Genomic DNA, 16,618 nt, shown 5'->3' with positions numbered 1-16,618 from the left:
TTCTCTTTCTGTAAATAGTTTTTTTGTCATTTTCAACATTCTCCGATCCCAATTTTCCTTTTATTATACAAGAAATACCCTATAGAATAGACTTTTTTCAAGTGTCTATTCTATAGGGTACATTTTAATTCTTATTGGCTTTTTTCTATTTTAGTAATAACCATACTGCTCTTTTTCTTCTCTTTTATCGTTCAAAACAACACCTAGTAGTTTTCCTGATGCTTTATCTAATATTTGTTTCGCTTTTACGATTTTATCTTTTTCCGTCTTTTCACTTCGTACAACGAGTACGATTCCATCACATTTATTCGCAAGTATTTGTGCATCTGTAACCGCAAGGACAGGTGGTGTGTCGATTAATATAATATCAAACATGTTATATGCTTCTAGCAACGCCTCGTCCATTGCCCGGCTCCCTAATAGTTCTGCTGGGTTTGGCGGGATTGGACCTGCTGCCATTAAGTATACGTTCTCTATATCTGTTTTTTGAATGCATTGCATAAGTTTTGCTTGTCCTGATAATAAGTTCGTTAACCCATTTGAAATATGAATGGCAAATAAGTTTTGTATCGTCGGCTTACGCAAGTCAGCTCCAATTAATAAAACTTTCTTTCCTTGTTGTCCGAAAACAACCGCTAAGTTTGAGATTGTCGTTGTTTTCCCATCACCTGGATCGGCTGAAGTAACAATAATAGAACGAACATGATTATCTACAGATGTAAACTCAATGTTTGTACGAATGTTACGGTATTGTTCTGTAATACGCGATTTAGGCTCTTTATGTGTAATTAATTGTCGTAATGGTTTTCTTTTCTTTCTCCCGAACATATTCATAATCTCCTTTTGTGAAATGCGACATTTCCCTTTTCTCTCTCTTATGCTCGATTTCATACGTCTAATTAATATTTTTGCTGATTTCCCTATATCTCATCATAATCAATAACATTCTACTTTGTCTTACTTAAGTACCTTAACAATATGACAATGCCTTTATTTCTTTATTACCTTTATCACTTATCCTGTTTTCTAGATAAATAATAAAGTAAGTATATGGTAATTACCATCTATTTACAAGTAATTTTCTGATTAGTTTGTACATTATCTTTTCATCGTTATATAGTAGAAATCAAAAAATCCCCTTGTCTTTTCACAAGGAGATTTTTTAGTACTATCTATTCTTTTTTATCACCAATTGCAAATGTAATTTCTGCCTCACATGCAACTTCACCATCTACTGTTGCGATTGCTTTTCCTTTTCCAATTGGGCCGCGTACGCGTGTCATTTCTACTTCTAGACGAAGCTGATCACCTGGGCGTACTTGTTTTTTGAAACGGCAATTGTCGATACCTGCAAAGAAAGCAAGTCTTCCGCGGTTTTCTTCTTTCTTTAATACTGCAACTGCTCCTACTTGCGCTAATGCTTCTACAATAAGTACACCAGGCATAACTGCATAGTCAGGGAAGTGTCCGTTAAAGAATTCTTCGTTTGCGGATACATTTTTAATCCCAACCGCTCTTTTTCCTTCATCTACTTCTAATATTTTATCAACAAGTAAAAATGGATAGCGGTGAGGAATGATTTCTTTAATTTGTTCTATATTTAGCATGTAACAATCGCCCCTTTTGTAATATTGGTCTTACCACTTGGACATATTGCTATTATCCCATTTTGTTTATTGTTTGTCATTACAAAGTAACATTTTATATTTAGCACAACTTCCTAAAAAAAATGCACACACTCTATTCCATTAAAATAGTTGCACATTTTTGCAACTGACACGGAGGTGGAAAAGAGTGTATGCCCAAATTAGGGAAAGGCAATATGTATTGAAACATTATTTGCCTTAATGTCGTATTCGACTCATTATATTATAAACGTTTTCAATTAAGGAAATATTAAATTTAACCATATATATGAATATTTTACCTGTTTCCTTCATATTTCTCTATTTTCCTTCCATTTTCGCAAAAAAACAAAATAAAAAAATATAAAAACAAAAAAAGAACTAAGGCGTCAGCCTTAGTTCTTTCAAATTATCTCAAAGCACGCTTTGGTAATCTGTCGATATTCTCTAACATAATACCTGTACCAACCGCAACGCAGTGCATTGGGTTTTCAGCAATTAATACTGGTACTTTTAGTTCTTCTGCTAGAAGCATGTCGATACCGTGTAGTAAAGCTCCACCGCCTGTTAGAATAACACCGCGGTCGATGATATCTGCAGATAGTTCTGGTGGTGTGCGCTCTAATACGCCTTTTGCAGCTTGTACAATAACAGCTGCATTTTCTTTTAATGCTTCTGTAATTTCTTCAGAGCATACTGTAATTGTACGTGGTAAGCCTGTTACCATGTCACGTCCGCGAATTTCAAGTTCTTCGCTACGTGCACCTGGGAATACTGTACCAACTTTAATTTTAATATCTTCTGAAGTACGTTCTCCAATTAATAGCTTATACTTACGTTTAATATAGTTTAAGATCTCCATATCAAACTTATCGCCAGCCATTTTGATAGAGGAAGAGGTAACAATATCACCCATAGATAGTACAGCGATATCTGTTGTACCTCCACCAATATCAACAACCATGTTACCGCTTGGTTGGAAGATTTCCATACCAGCACCAACTGCGGCTACTTTTGGTTCTTCTTCTAAAAATACTGTTTTACCACCTGAACGTTCAGCAGCTTCACGAATTGCTTTTTGTTCTACTGATGTAATATTTGTTGGACAACAAATTAAAATACGAGGTTTTGAAAAGAAGCTCTTTACGTCCAATTTGTTAATGAAATACTTTAACATTGCTTCTGTAATTTCGAAGTCTGCGATTACACCATCTTTAAGTGGACGAATTGCTACAATATTACCAGGCGTACGTCCCACCATGCTTCTCGCTTCTTCACCTACTGCTAATACTTTACCACTATTACGATCAATCGCCACAACAGATGGCTCATTTAATACAATACCCTTACCTTTAACATGAATTAATACGTTAGCCGTACCTAGGTCAATTCCGATATCTCGCGCAAACATTCCCGTTTTTTCCTCCTCGATATTCAAAATCAGGTTACACCCGAATTCTTTTCACCTAATTTCTGATTTTATCATAAATTTAACAGAAACGTAATATTCGCAAAAAGAATTCTTCTGAAAAATATTACCGAATGTGAACGGAATGTTTGCTACTGTAACATTATTGACGTACAGGCTTCTCTACATCTTCTTTTCTATACTTTTGTTTTGTTGCTTCTCCCCCTCTTAAATGACGAATAGACTTATGATAATCAAGAATTTCTTTCACTTCATTTGCGAGCTCTGGATTAATTTCTGGTAGACGTTCTGTTAAATCTTTATGGACTGTACTCTTTGATACCCCAAATTCCTTTGCAATGACACGCACTGTCTTTCTTGTCTCCACGATATACTTACCAATCTTGATAGTTCTCTCTTTGATGTAATCGTGCACACCACTCGCCTCCCTAATTTGGATGTGAGAAGGGTGAAATGAGCCTCGCTGCATACGACTAAGAAGTAAGTGTGAGTGCTGTTTGTAAGCGTTAAACATTCTTGGATTTATAATGAAATGATTCACGATTTCTCACCTCAAACACTCTCTTTGCTTTGGTTTATACCATTGTATTGCCCGCACTACTGATATATGCTACATGTTCACTATTTTTGCGGACTAAGTTAAGAAAAATTACGTTTTTTTGTGAGAAGTACGTTAAAACTGACTATTATAGCGAAAAAAAATGACACCTTATATATAAGGTGTCATTCTTCTCGTTCCAATTCTTCTTCTAACAATTGATGGTGGGGAACCTCTTTCTTACCGGCAATGTAATAATATAAAGTGAATAAAACAAACAATAAAATAATAGCAGTCGACAGAACAAACAAAAATGACACAGTATCCCCTCCCTTTTGTAATATATATTCGAGAATCTCGTCATTTTTCCTTGTTATTGCAACTTTTTTCTCGAAATTGAGTATTTTTATATAAAAATAAAAAAATCAGCTCCCCTAGTGGGAACTGATTTTTTCACTTTATTATTCTTGTGAAGAAGAATCGTTAGATGATTCTGTAGAACCATTTGTTGATTTTTCTTCTTTCTTCAGTTCTTCTTTTTTGTCACTAGTTGAACCGCTTGTTGATTTCTCTTCTTTTTGAGACTTGTCTTCTGTTTTACTTTCAGGTTTCGTACTCGTTGACTTCTCTTCTTTTTGAGATTTGTCATCAGCTTTTTTACCAGAAGCATTCGTAGCCTTTGCAGCACCTGCATCAGCTTTAATTTCTGTTACTGATTTATTTAAGTAACGTTCAGGGTTCACAGCCACATTGTCTTTACGTACTTCAAAGTGAACGTGAGAACCTGCCTCTTTATTCATTGCACTTAGACCGGATGTTCCTAATACTTCACCTTGTGCAACTCTTGCACCTTTTTCTACTTTCACACTGCCTAAGCTTTGATAAGATACCGCTACACCATTTCCACTATCAACTGTTACAACATAACCAAGAAGTGAATCTTTTTCAGCTTTCGTTACTGTACCACTTAAAGCAGCAGCAACATTGAATTCTTTTCCATTCTTCGCAGCAATGTCAATTCCTTTGTTTGGGGAATATGTGTTGTTATAAAAGACAAGTGCTTTTTCTTGTTCCGCCTCAGTTGCTGCATCTTCATAGAATTTCTTCTGTACGACTACTTCCGCATTCGCGGCAGCTGGCATTTTCACTACTTCTGAAGATTTTGTTACTGGTACTGCTGGATCTTCCGATTGTGTATACGGTGTTGCTTGATCGTGGTTTGGAGTCTTCTTCGGATTAGCTCCTTGGAACCATAGCGCAACCATTAAGATTACCGCTGCACAAGCAATGTATAGTGCCGGAAACACCCATCTTTTTTGAAATAAATGTACTACCTTTTGCGACTTTTTATTATTTCTTCCTCGCATTCCATCATCACCTCAGCAATCATTTTGAACAATATTCACGTATCCTATACAACGTATAACTAATTACTTTTCGACAAAATCTGTAAAAATATGTATGAGAATTGCAAAATTTCCGAGGAAATGATAGAAAAAAGAAAAAACTGAGCACTTTTGGCTCAGTTTTTAGTCTAATTGTTTCTTTTTATATACGATTAAACATACAAAGAGCGATATAATAAGCCAAACTGCAACATTTAATACATGCCCACTAATACTACCAAATCCCGCCCCACCTACTAAACTGTTAAGTGCTTTCACAATATGAGATGTTGGAAGATATCCAATCATCGTCTTAATTACTTTATTTTCAACCATTGGCTCAAACTGTACAGCTAAATACATCGTCATTAATATCGGCATTCCAATTATTGATGTTTGTGGTACAGATGCAGCTAACAATCCAATCATTGTTCCAATCACAATAAATAAAATTGTTCCACATAAGAAAATAAATCCTAGCAATAATAGATTTCCACTGAATTGATCCAAAATAAATAAGTTCACAATACAAATGCCCAATGTCAAACATACTGTTAATATACTTTTTCCAAGTAGAACTTCAACCGAAGATGCCGGTGATAGCATTAATACACGCAATGTATGTTTTTCTTTTTCTTCTGCAATTACCATAGATTGAACAAAGCCTGCGACAAATAGGAAGGCCGTTATAGTAGTAATGCCTAACATTTCCTTTCCCACTCCAAATCTGCTAAACAAAAATGAAAGTATAATTGGTAAAAATACCATTAACAACACTTGTGAATTTGTTTTAAAATCTTGTACTTCTTTTCTAAAAATAGCTGATACACGTCTCATTGAAAATGTCATTATAATCCCCTCCCAGTAACTTCAATAAAAATATCTCCTAGCGTCGGCTCGTAAGAATGAATGGATAATAGTTCCCCTTTTTTCATCCATTCTGAAATGCGTTTTGCACCTAATTCATCTTTTTGCACCGTTTCTTTCTTCTTATCCTTTAACACGACTTGTATTTGATCTTTCGCGTATTGTAAGCGAAGGTTCTCCGGTGTATCAAGTGCTACAATCTCTCCGCCACACAGGAAGGCAATGCGGTTACAAAGCGTTTCTGCTTCATCCATGTTGTGAGTCGTTAAGAAAATCGTCGTTCCTTCTTTATTTAAGTCTTTTAAGATTTTATGAATGTTTTGTACGTTTACTGGATCAAGTGCAGATGTTGGTTCGTCTAAGAAGAGGATATCTGGTTTATGAAGGATTGCTCTTGCTAGTGTGACGCGTTGCTTCATTCCCTTTGATAATTTTTTTACTGGTGTTTTTTTATCATCTAATAAATTCACTTGTGCTAGTACTTCATCGATTCGTTCTTTTTTGCAATCATATAAGTCACAAAATAATAGTAAGTTATCATAAATGCTAAGTCTTTCATATAAGCCGCTGTTATCTGTTAAAATACCAATTCGTTTGTAATCGATGCTACTTGGTCCTGTAATATCTTTCCCTAATACTCTTACCGTTCCAACACTATGAAGCAATTGAGAAGTTAAAATTTTTACTGTTGTCGTCTTACCAGATCCACTCGGTCCAAGGAATCCGAATATCTCTCCTTGCTTCACCTCAATATTTACATTTCGAAGTGCCGTTTTTCCACTGAAACTTTTCATTACATCTTTCATTTCAATTGCCAATGTCATTTCTTCATCCCCTTTGTTTTTCTTCTTTATAGATGAAAGTCGCTTTAGCGCTTTTCGTTCGTTTCTTTCGCTTTTCTTGACTCAATCATATGAAAAACAAAGGATAGGCGCATTAAAATACCGGTAAAAGGAGTATTTTTACCGGTGAATGAATCGCATGTTGAGCTTATTGGAGCACTTTTATAGTCCAATAACACCTTTTAATTCATCCATTCGTCCTTTTGAAAGCGGGATTGAACTTTTTCTTTCGTCATCCAATATTAAACTGAAACTATTACGAGTCCATGTAATCACTTCTCGTACTCTTTGTAAATTTACAAGGTACGAGCGATGACATCTAAAGAAACCAAAACCTGTTAACCTTGCTTCTAGTTCACCTAATGTTAAAGCGCATACGAAATCTCCTTCACGAACGTGAATATGTGTTACTCCGTTTTGTGTTTCAATGAAATGGATTTCCATCGGATCAAGTAAAATGATTTTATCGTTCACTTTCGCAGGTATTCTTTCTAACTTCATTTGCGGAATTATTTGAACAACCTTTTCTTCATCCACCTCTTCCACTTCTTCTTGTTCGATTTCTACTTTTTTCACACCATCATTGTTTAATATGTATACATCTTCTGTTAAAGAAAGGGCATCCGATAGGAATGATGACGTAATAAAGATTGCCTTTCCTTGTTCTTTCATTTTCATAATTGCTTTTCGAATAATAACCGTACTCTCTATATCTACATTTTGCTCCGGTTCTTCCAAAATGATTAAATCCGGATTATGAATCATCATTCGTCCAATATGAAGACGACGCTTCTCTGAAAATGATAGTTTTTCTATTTTAACGTTTAGCTTATCTAGGAGACCGACAGACTGCACAACTTCTTCTATACTTATCTTTGATTCATAAAGCCCTATTAAAAACTTAAAGTATTCTTTCACCTTCAAACGATCATATGCCTCATCTTTCAAAAAACAAAAACCGATGCGGGAATAATTTTTCTTTCCAATCACTTCTCCTTCAAACAGTACATTGCCAGTCGAAGCTTCTTCTTCACCAATAATAATGCGGTGTAACACTTTAGCTGTATGATTATTGCATTGCAAAACAATACATTGTCCTTTTTCAACCTTTAGCTCCATTTCCGGTAACTGGTTCGCCTTCCCTAACTGTTTCAACTCTAGTAACGCCATTTCATTTCCCCCAAATGCCTTTTTATCCTATTATATCAAACAGTTAATGGAAAATTATGATATTTTAAACAGAAAAAAAATAGGTGCCAGAGTTCTGACACCTATTTCTTCACCATCAGTTTTCCTTCATAATCATTCATCGTCTTTATTTCAACGCCTTTATAGTAATGAGCGACGATATCTGTATATTTCTTTCCTTCCGCTGCCATGCCGTTCGCCCCGTATTGACTCATACCAACGCCGTGACCGAACCCTTTCGTTGTAACGATGATTTTATCTCCTTGTTGTTTCCACGTGAAATCAGAAGAACGTAAATCTAACTTTTCACGAACTTCTTTTCCTGTTAATGTTTTTCCTTGAAAAGCTACATCCTTTACGCGCTTTCCTTCCGTAAGGTCTTTAATATTTCCAACCTTCCCGTCTGCTAGCACTTTCACACCGAGACGTTTTTGAAAATCAGCTACTGTAAATGTTTGCTCGCTCGTAAACTTTGGAGAGGCTTGATCCCACGGACTATCTACACTTTTCAAGTACGGATAATCATTTCCCCAATAGTCAGCTGCATTTTCTGTTCGGCCATTACTCGTTGAAAAGAAGGATGCTGAAATTGGTTTTCCATCATACGTTAAAACTTGTCCTGCTGTTTTCGAAACGGCTTCTTCGATTTTCTTCAAATTATTTTCGTAGTTATTGCCCCATTGCTTCTTCAATTCATCTTTGCTTTTGTACACTTGATCTTTCACCGTATCTGTCACGTCCGCATTATTTTTCTTTCCTCCGCTTAGCATACGTTGTACTACAAATGTTCTTGCTGCTAATGCCTGCGCCTTTAGTGCCTCTATTTCAAAACTGGCATTCATCTCAGAAGCTACTACACCTGTCACATACTCCTCCACTGGTAATGTTTCTACCTTCTTCTGTTTTTCGCGATATACAGCAACTTGAACAGCTGTATCTACTTTTCCTGGAGCTGGTATACTTTCTATCGCTGGAGGAGTTTTAGAGGCCGTTTCTTCCCCTACTTTTGCTTTCGCAAATGGAATAACAAGGGCTGCAGGTACAATGATAACGAGCGCTATTAAGAGCGCTACTGTAATAAAAAGTGGCTTTGAAAATTTCATCCTATTTTCCCCCAATATAAAAGCTTTACTCCATTCATTCTTATGGAACAACTCTTTCTTTTAGAACATACTTAAGGGGAAGAGTATAAAACAGAAATTTTCTAAATATTTTTACTGGTACGTGCATAAGTACAGAATTTATTGACTATAACAGTAATAACCCAAAAAAATAGCCCCTATGTCAAAAGACATAGAGACTATTTCAATTAAGCGTGAAGATCAGAAACTTCTTGTTCTTTCACTTCTTCTACTTTTTCGTTTACACGTTCAATAGTTGCACCTAATGCAGCTAATTTCTTATGGAAGTTTACATAGCCACGGTCAAGATGTTTTAACTCAGTTACACGAGTATAACCTTCTGATACTAAACCAGCTAAGATTAATGCAGCTGCAGCACGTAAGTCAGTTGCTGCTACTTCAGCACCTTGTAAGCTGTTTGGACCGTTCATAATAACAGAACGACCTTCAATTTTAATATCAGCATTCATACGACGGAATTCTTCAACGTGCATAAAGCGGTTTTCGAATACCGTTTCTGTAATCATGCTTGTTCCATCAGCTTGTAGTAATAATGCCATCATTTGTGATTGCATGTCTGTTGGGAAACCTGGGTGAGGCATAGTTTTAATATCAACCGCTTTTAACTTATCTGGGCCGATAACACGTACACCTTCGTTTTCCTCAATAATTTTAACACCCATTTCTTCCATTTTCGCTGTAATTGAGCGTAAATGTTCAGGTACAGCATTTTCAATTAAGATGTCTCCACCAGTAATTGCTGCTGCAACCATGAATGTTCCCGCTTCAATACGGTCAGGAATAATAGAGTGGTTTGCACCATATAATTTATCAACGCCTTCGATACGAATCGTTCCAGTTCCAGCTCCGCGTACTTTTGCTCCCATCGCATTTAAGAAGTTAGCTAAGTCAACGATTTCTGGTTCTTTCGCTGCGTTTTCAAGAATTGTTGTCCCTTTTGCTAATGTAGCTGCAGACATAATGTTTTCTGTCGCGCCTACGCTTGGGAAGTCTAAGTAGATTTTAGCTCCTTTTAGTTCTCCCTCAACATATGCCTCAACAAAACCGTTACCAACCTGTACTTTCGCTCCCATTGCTTCGAAGCCTTTTAAATGTTGGTCAATTGGACGTGAACCAATTGCACATCCACCAGGAAGTGCAATACGAGCACGACCGTTACGTGCTAATAATGGTCCCATTACTTGAACAGATGCACGCATTTTACGTACATATTCAAATGGTGCTTCAATGTTTAGTTCTTTAGAAGAATCGATTGTTACTTGATTATTTTCAAATACGACTTCAGCATTTAAATGACGTAATACCTCATTAATTGTGTATACATCAGACAAAACTGGTACTTCAGATAGTACATTCTTTCCATCACTCGCTAATAGGGCTGCAGCGATTATAGGTAATACAGCATTTTTTGCGCCCTCAACACGCACTGTGCCGTTTAACCGCTTTCCGCCACGGACGATGATCTTTTCCAAATTATTCCCCTCCGTGTCCTTTTTTCAGTATCTATTCACTCAATACTCAGAAGTTATGATCGGTGTGCCAACCACAATTGTATCTTTGTTGTCTGTAGAACGTATTGCTATTTGCACATTTATTTTCTCTCTATTTGTTGAAAGAGCGTCATCCCACTTTTTATTGTATGCGGAGACTGACACAAATGCTCTTTCTTCTACTTGTTCGATCGCTCTTGCTGAAAGATCTTTCAAAACCTGATTGGTTTTATTTTGCAAAACACCTTCAATCTTATCATTCAGTACACCTTGAACACAAGTGTAAATTATAGGTTTTTCACTAAAAATTTTATTCATGTTTTGAACATACTTCGGGTCCCATTTCGCCCCACTTACTTCAAAGATAATGAAAGTGTTTTCTTTAGTATTTTCTTTACTCCAAGTTACTACTACTCGTTCTTCATAAGAAGAAAGCTTTTTATAGGATGTAGCTTTATATCCATCTGGAGATTGCTCTACTTCCCACTTTTGAATATTTGCCTTTTCCTTCACATCGTTTAACAACTTTTGAAACGTATGTATGTTAGAAATTGTTTTTGTTTCTCTCGCTAACCATGACCATTTTTCTACTTTAGCATCATTTTTCTCTAAAGCCTTGATCATGCTCTCCATTTTCTGTTCATCGCTTATCGGTTTCATCTCTCTATATCCAACCAAAAATAAAACAACACTAAGTGCAACAATAAGAATGGCTTTAAGCTTCAATTTCATCCCCTCCTATCCCCATTGTTAACGGAGATTTGAGGTTCTATACACTTACTTTACTAAATACGTTAAACTCTTCGAATAGCCTAAATAATCAAGGAAAAAGTTACTTACAGATGTCCCAATTGCAATTGTAATTAAGATGAGTAATACTCGCGTCTGCAGCACTTTTCCGGACTTCATTAAACGCTCAATGTGAATGCCTTGTAAGGCCCACCACGTAATGGTAATAAACAATAAATGCGAAACAATGGCAATCAGTGCTTGTTGCCCTAAAAGTTGTGCCAAAAAATCGACCCCTTTTTACTCAGCTACTACTTATGAAAGAATATAAAAACGATACCATAATAAGTAGGAGCTACACTTTTTCAAATGCACATAGACATCTTACATTTTACATCGTGATTTTCTTTCCAAAAACGTATATCTACATTACAAGTTAACACAAAATAAAAAGCGCAGAGTACTGACTCCACACCTTTTATTTTCACTATTGTACCACGTTCCCTAAGAAGAAGAAATCTTTCATTAATGGAAAATATTCATAAAAGAAATTGTACCCAATCATCGGCATAATCCCTAGTATTACAATCGAAATTGCACAAAGACTCATAACAACCTTTATATTTAACGGTAACCGTATCCTCTCTTCTGTCTCTCCTGTGCGGAAAAACATTTGTTGTAAAATACGGAAATAATATACGAATGAAACAACTGTCGTACCCATCATAATCGAAGCTAGTACGTAATGTGCTGGCTCTACATGAAGCGCGCCTAAAAAGATATTAACCTTTCCAATGAAGCCAGCCGTTCCTGGTATCCCAGCCAGCGATAAAATAAAGATTGTCATCATAATCGCTGCAAATGGTGACCTTTTATATAAACCTGTGAAAATCGTTATATTTTCCTCATCATTTTGTAAGATTAAGCCGTGGATGATAGCAAATGCACCTATATTCATAAGCATGTATGCCAGCATATAAAACCACATGCTATCCATCGTAAATGGTGATAATGCCACAAGTGGAACGAGTAAATACCCTGCATGAGCAATGCCCGAATAAGCAAATAAACGCTTTATATTGTATTGTTTTAACGCGACTACATTCCCAACAATCATCGTAATACTTGCTAGCACCGCAATATATATACTCATATGCCCATATAAAGATTGCATATCTCCTTGTATTAATACACTTGCAAAAACCATAAGGAACAAACGAATAATGAGTAGGAAACCAGCAATTTTAGAAATCGTTCCAAGAAAAGCAGTAACTGGTGTAGCCGCTCCTTCATATACATCAGGTGCCCACATATGAAACGGCACTGTGGCAATTTTAAATGAGAGACCAACTAGCAATAAAAGAAATGCGAGAGCTAACAATAACTGAATACCACTAGCGAGTTCCCCAGTGAGTACCTTTTGCATATCTACAATGTTAGTTGAACCTGTAATACCGTATAAATAACTCATTCCGAAGAGCGTAATCGCCGTTCCAATTCCTCCGCTAATGACGTATTTCATTGCCGCTTCATTTGATGCACGGCTCTTTTTTCGTATTCCTACTAAAATATAAGAAGAAAGTGAAAGTAACTCCAAACCAACGAAAAGGGTAATGAAATCAACACTAGAAGCCATGAACATCGCACCAAGAAGTGCCATTAAAAATAAGTAATAATATTCACCCTTATCTTCAATTGGATTCTTCTTATCATCGCTCATTGCGGTGCATAAAATAAGAGCTGAGGCACCTAATAGCAATGTTTTAAACCCTTTTGAAAATCCATCTAACACAAACGATCCGTTTAAAATATCTCCAGCTGGTTCGCTATATAGCGTAATTAATGACACGATTGCTAATACGATAGCAGCAATCGCACCAAGAGCTACATATCTATGGTTCAGCTTAAAAAACAAATCACATATGGAAAGAAGGATGGCGGCGCCGAGAATAATAAATTCTGGCACCATTAGATGCCACGATAAGCTAAGTAACGTATTCATATCCATCCTACTTCACCCCCAATGTTTTCAATGTATTTTGAAGCGGATCCCCTAGTAACTCTGGCATAACTCCAATTGCAATAATACAAAAGATAAGTAGTAAAACAGGGACATACTCCCATCCGTGTATATCAGATTTTGCTTCCCACTCTTTCTTTCCAAATGTCACTTGAAGTGTCGCCCTTAATACGTATACAGCGGTTAAAATGATGCCAATCACACCGACTGCAGCAATGACGGGCTCTCCTTGAAATAAACCGAGAAAGGCAAGAAATTCACTAACAAACCCAGACATCCCTGGTAATCCAAGCGAGGCCATTCCTCCTGCTAAAAAGAATCCGCTAAGTATCGGTACACTTTTCGCAAGTCCGCCTAGCACCGTAATATCCGAAGTTCCAAATCGTTGTTCTATAACAACCAGTAGGAAGAAGAGCAAGGCTGCAATTAAACCATGTGATACAACTTGGAATAACGCTCCTTGTGTACCAGGTGCATTAAGTGACGCAAGTCCCATTAACACAATTCCCATATGCGAAATACTAGAGTAAGCCAGTACTTTCCTAAAGTCCGTTTGGATGAGCGCTAAAAAGGCACCGTATAATAAATTAATTACGCCTAATATCGCAATTAGTGTTGCAACATCGTGAAAATATTCCGGGAATAGCCCTTTCCCGAAGCGAATAATACCGTACGCTCCAATCTTTAGCAAAACACCCGCATGAAGCATAACTACAGCTGGATGCGCTTCTATGTGTACATTGACCATCCAGCGGTGCAACGGAAAAACAGGTAGTTTAATTGCAAAGGCAATCATTATGGCAATAAATACACTAAGCTGCAAACTACTTGGGATGACGAGTGCTCCCTCTGCACTTACGCTTCTTAATATCTCTTTCAGCTCCACAATATTTGTTGTACCTGTTTTCGCGAACAAAATTGAGAAAACAATGAGCAAAATAGCTGAGCCAATACCGTTATATATTAAATAACTATACGCAGCCTTTTCACTCGACAATTTCCCCCACTTTCCAATTAATAAGAACATTGGTGGCAACGTAATTTCAAAGAAGATAAAAAACAACATTAAGTTTTGAGCAGCAAAGACGCCGAGCATTCCTATTTCTAGCATGAGTAACAGCATATAAAATGCTTTTAAATTTCTTTTAATAGAAAAGGCTGCAATTGCTGCAAGCGTTGCTAGAAGAGCCGTCAGTACCATCATGACAAGCGACAAACCATCAATACCAAGCTCGTAATAAATAGAAAACCACCTTTTATCCACCGCTGTAAAATCGCCGAACTTAATCCATTTCACCTTTTCATCAAATAGTGACAAATTCTTTCCAGAAGCATATGTACAAGCGAGGACGATAGCAATTCCAAATGGAAGTGCCGTCCCAAATAAGCCAAGCGCCCGCACTGTACGCAATTCCTTTTTCGGTGTTAATACAAGCAATAAAATTCCTAAAAGCGGGGAAAAAATGAAGAACGTTAACAACAAATCATTCATCGTAAATCCCCTCCCGTATAGAGCAAAATAATGACGAGTACAGCGAGCGAAACCGCCGTTACAGTACCGTACACTTGTACATTCCCGTTTTGAAGTTTCGATCCAAGATTACTTGTGCCTTTAACTACACTTCCAATTAAAACTGCAATTCCTTCGACTACATACACTTCAAATAAGCGAAGCACATGAGCGATTCCTTTCGTAATAGGGATCACCGTCATGTTGTATAGTTCATCCACATAATATTTTTCTTTCAAAAGATTATAAAGAGATGTTTCCGTACCCCCAGCCCAATCTCTAGAAATTGATTTCTTGCCATATATGAAATATGCAAGAGCGATTCCCGCAAATGAAACGAGTGTCGCAACAATCATAATCCAAACTGGTCCATGCGCTTCTTCAACCTTAAACCCTACATCTTTCGTCAACCAATCTCCGAGAAATGTCCCAAACCATGGTGTATTTATATATCCTGCCACTACCGCAAGAACGCCGAGAACAATCATTGGATACGTCATAACGCGAGGCGATTCATGCACTTCTTCCTTCGTCTTCGTTTCTCCAGTAAAGACAAGAAAGTATAGGCGGAACATATAAAATGCTGTTAAAAACGCCGCAATTACCGCTAAAGTAAATAAAACGTAATTGCCATTCATCCACGTCGCCGCTAAAATTTCATCTTTGCTGAAAAAACCAGAAAGCAGCGGAACACCGCTAATGGCAAGGGTACCTATTAAAAATAGCGTACCAGTTACTTTCATCTTCTTCTGTAAACCGCCCATTTTATTAATGTTTTGCGTATGCACAGCATGAATTACACTTCCTGCCGCCAAAAATAATAGTGCTTTAAAAAAAGCGTGTGTCGTTAAATGGAATATACCAGCTACATAACCGGCAGAACCTAACGCGAGCATCATATACCCGAGCTGGCTAACTGTAGAATAAGCAAGCACCCTCTTTATATCTGTTTGCACAAGACCGATAGAGGCCGCAAAGATTGCAGTGAAAGCTCCAACGATTGCCACTGTCTGCATCGCCACTGTACTTGCTGAAAATAGAGGAAACATCGTCGCTACTAAATATACGCCAGCTGCGACCATCGTCGCCGCGTGAATAAGTGCCGAAACGGGCGTTGGCCCTTCCATTGCATCTGGCAACCACGTATGAAGCGGGAACTGACCTGATTTTCCCATCGCCCCGATAAAAATTAATATCGCTGTTATTGTAATCATGTAAGGAGGTAGATCCCCTGTATAAATCGCCCTAAATATTGCGTCATATTCAAAACTACCTGCGTACCAAAAAATTAAAATCATCCCGATAAATAAACCAACATCCCCAATACGGGTCATAATAAAAGCCTTTTTTGCAGCAGCCTTCGCTTCTTCTTTAAAGAAATAAAAACCGATAAGTAAAAATGAACCAAGGCCAACTAATTCCCAAAATATATAAAGCTGTAATAAATTCGTTGATATAACAAGCCCTAACATCGCAAATGTAAAGAGTCCTAAATATGCGTAAAAGGTTGGTAATCGTTCATCACCTTTCATATAACCTTTCGAATACACATGTACAAGTAGACTCACAAGCGTCACGATAAATAACATTAAAGCTCCTAATGCAGTCACTTCAAAGCCGAATGATATATCCACATCTCCAGCTCTAAGCCACACCCACTTATGCTTCACGCTTGCTTCTGAAAACCTTTCTATTAACACAAGTACCGCAAGTATAAAGGAGAGAAAGACGAAAAAAATACTAAGTACGCCGCTTCCTTCTCTAATTTTCTTCCCGAATATAATAAGTAACAAAAACGAAACGAGTGGGAAAAGCGGTATGAGCCATGCATAATCGATCATTGTTTCCTTCCC

At 37.1% G+C, this 16,618-nt stretch carries 16 protein-coding genes; all 16 read right to left on the bottom strand.

What is annotated here, in order from left to right:
* Positions 1-150 precede the first annotated feature (150 nt).
* The 16 genes from D1166_RS21825 to nuoL all read right to left on the bottom strand — a co-directional run bounded on the left by D1166_RS21825 (position 151) and on the right by nuoL (position 16,606).
* Complete coding sequence (locus D1166_RS21825; protein WP_000467952.1) at positions 151-828, bottom strand: CpsD/CapB family tyrosine-protein kinase; 678 nt, start codon at positions 826-828, stop codon at positions 151-153.
* 344 nt (positions 829-1,172) lie between these two features.
* Entirely contained in the window at positions 1,173-1,607 is a 435-nt protein-coding gene (gene fabZ / locus D1166_RS21820; protein ID WP_000931959.1) for a 3-hydroxyacyl-ACP dehydratase FabZ, read from the bottom strand.
* Positions 1,608-2,034: 427 nt separating this feature from the next.
* Positions 2,035-3,036: a rod shape-determining protein gene (gene mreB / locus D1166_RS21815; protein WP_000457978.1), complete on the bottom strand. Its 1,002-nt coding sequence runs from the start codon at positions 3,034-3,036 to the stop codon at positions 2,035-2,037.
* Positions 3,037-3,196: 160 nt separating this feature from the next.
* Positions 3,197-3,469, bottom strand: coding sequence for a sporulation transcriptional regulator SpoIIID (gene spoIIID / locus D1166_RS21810; protein WP_000544012.1), 273 nt, complete (start codon positions 3,467-3,469; stop codon positions 3,197-3,199).
* A gap of 308 nt (positions 3,470-3,777) precedes the next feature.
* Positions 3,778-3,912 carry a hypothetical protein gene (locus D1166_RS21805; protein WP_000008903.1) on the bottom strand — a complete coding sequence of 45 codons (135 nt, stop codon included), beginning with the start codon at positions 3,910-3,912 and terminating at the stop codon, positions 3,778-3,780.
* A 141-nt stretch (positions 3,913-4,053) separates the two neighbouring features.
* The gene (spoIIQ, locus tag D1166_RS21800; RefSeq protein ID WP_098664310.1) at positions 4,054-4,959 is read right to left on the bottom strand and encodes a stage II sporulation protein SpoIIQ; all 906 of its coding nucleotides are present in this window, start codon (positions 4,957-4,959) and stop codon (positions 4,054-4,056) included.
* 162 nt (positions 4,960-5,121) lie between these two features.
* Positions 5,122-5,826 (bottom strand): ABC transporter permease, encoded by a 705-nt coding sequence (locus D1166_RS21795; RefSeq protein WP_118043428.1) that lies wholly within the window; start codon positions 5,824-5,826, stop codon positions 5,122-5,124.
* Entirely contained in the window at positions 5,826-6,668 is an 843-nt protein-coding gene (locus D1166_RS21790; RefSeq protein WP_097855671.1) for an ABC transporter ATP-binding protein, read from the bottom strand. Before D1166_RS21790 ends, D1166_RS21795 begins: the two co-directional genes overlap by 1 nt.
* A 180-nt stretch (positions 6,669-6,848) precedes the next feature.
* The gene (locus tag D1166_RS21785; RefSeq protein WP_098664311.1) at positions 6,849-7,856 is read right to left on the bottom strand and encodes a LytTR family transcriptional regulator DNA-binding domain-containing protein; all 1,008 of its coding nucleotides are present in this window, start codon (positions 7,854-7,856) and stop codon (positions 6,849-6,851) included.
* A 101-nt stretch (positions 7,857-7,957) separates the two neighbouring features.
* Complete coding sequence (gene spoIID, locus D1166_RS21780) at positions 7,958-8,977, bottom strand: stage II sporulation protein D (protein WP_000672663.1); 1,020 nt, start codon at positions 8,975-8,977, stop codon at positions 7,958-7,960.
* A gap of 206 nt (positions 8,978-9,183) precedes the next feature.
* Entirely contained in the window at positions 9,184-10,488 is a 1,305-nt protein-coding gene (gene murA, locus D1166_RS21775; RefSeq protein ID WP_000411274.1) for a UDP-N-acetylglucosamine 1-carboxyvinyltransferase, read from the bottom strand.
* A 39-nt stretch (positions 10,489-10,527) separates the two neighbouring features.
* On the bottom strand, positions 10,528-11,232 hold the full coding sequence (locus D1166_RS21770; RefSeq protein WP_000767916.1) for a YwmB family TATA-box binding protein: 705 nt from the start codon (positions 11,230-11,232) through the stop codon (positions 10,528-10,530).
* A 51-nt stretch (positions 11,233-11,283) separates the two neighbouring features.
* On the bottom strand, positions 11,284-11,520 hold the full coding sequence (locus tag D1166_RS21765) for a DUF1146 family protein (RefSeq protein WP_000057889.1): 237 nt from the start codon (positions 11,518-11,520) through the stop codon (positions 11,284-11,286).
* Between the two features lie 202 nt (positions 11,521-11,722).
* A complete protein-coding gene (nuoN, locus tag D1166_RS21760) occupies positions 11,723-13,237 on the bottom strand; it encodes an NADH-quinone oxidoreductase subunit NuoN (protein ID WP_118043429.1) in 1,515 nt (504 codons plus the stop codon).
* Positions 13,238-13,244: 7 nt separating this feature from the next.
* Entirely contained in the window at positions 13,245-14,747 is a 1,503-nt protein-coding gene (locus tag D1166_RS21755; protein WP_118043427.1) for an NADH-quinone oxidoreductase subunit M, read from the bottom strand.
* Complete coding sequence (gene nuoL / locus D1166_RS21750) at positions 14,744-16,606, bottom strand: NADH-quinone oxidoreductase subunit L (RefSeq protein ID WP_118043426.1); 1,863 nt, start codon at positions 16,604-16,606, stop codon at positions 14,744-14,746. Before nuoL ends, D1166_RS21755 begins: the two co-directional genes overlap by 4 nt.
* Positions 16,607-16,618 lie beyond the last annotated feature (12 nt).

The organism is Bacillus sp. ISO11, from assembly GCF_003458115.1.
Lineage (GTDB): Bacteria > Bacillota > Bacilli > Bacillales > Bacillaceae_G > Bacillus_A > Bacillus_A cereus.
The sequence above is the reverse complement of the archived record's forward strand: the minus strand, read 5'-3'. Positions and strand labels throughout refer to the sequence as shown.

Coding starts and splice junctions, on each gene's coding strand:
- D1166_RS21825 (WP_000467952.1), bottom strand. CDS start 828: ATGTTCGGGAGAAAGAAAAGAAAACCATTACGACAATTAATTACACAT.
- fabZ (WP_000931959.1), bottom strand. CDS start 1,607: ATGCTAAATATAGAACAAATTAAAGAAATCATTCCTCACCGCTATCCA.
- mreB (WP_000457978.1), bottom strand. CDS start 3,036: ATGTTTGCGCGAGATATCGGAATTGACCTAGGTACGGCTAACGTATTA.
- spoIIQ (WP_098664310.1), bottom strand. CDS start 4,959: ATGCGAGGAAGAAATAATAAAAAGTCGCAAAAGGTAGTACATTTATTT.
- D1166_RS21795 (WP_118043428.1), bottom strand. CDS start 5,826: ATGACATTTTCAATGAGACGTGTATCAGCTATTTTTAGAAAAGAAGTA.
- D1166_RS21790 (WP_097855671.1), bottom strand. CDS start 6,668: ATGACATTGGCAATTGAAATGAAAGATGTAATGAAAAGTTTCAGTGGA.
- D1166_RS21785 (WP_098664311.1), bottom strand. CDS start 7,856: ATGGCGTTACTAGAGTTGAAACAGTTAGGGAAGGCGAACCAGTTACCG.
- spoIID (WP_000672663.1), bottom strand. CDS start 8,977: ATGAAATTTTCAAAGCCACTTTTTATTACAGTAGCGCTCTTAATAGCG.
- nuoN (WP_118043429.1), bottom strand. CDS start 13,237: ATGAATACGTTACTTAGCTTATCGTGGCATCTAATGGTGCCAGAATTT.
- D1166_RS21755 (WP_118043427.1), bottom strand. CDS start 14,747: ATGAATGATTTGTTGTTAACGTTCTTCATTTTTTCCCCGCTTTTAGGA.
- nuoL (WP_118043426.1), bottom strand. CDS start 16,606: ATGATCGATTATGCATGGCTCATACCGCTTTTCCCACTCGTTTCGTTT.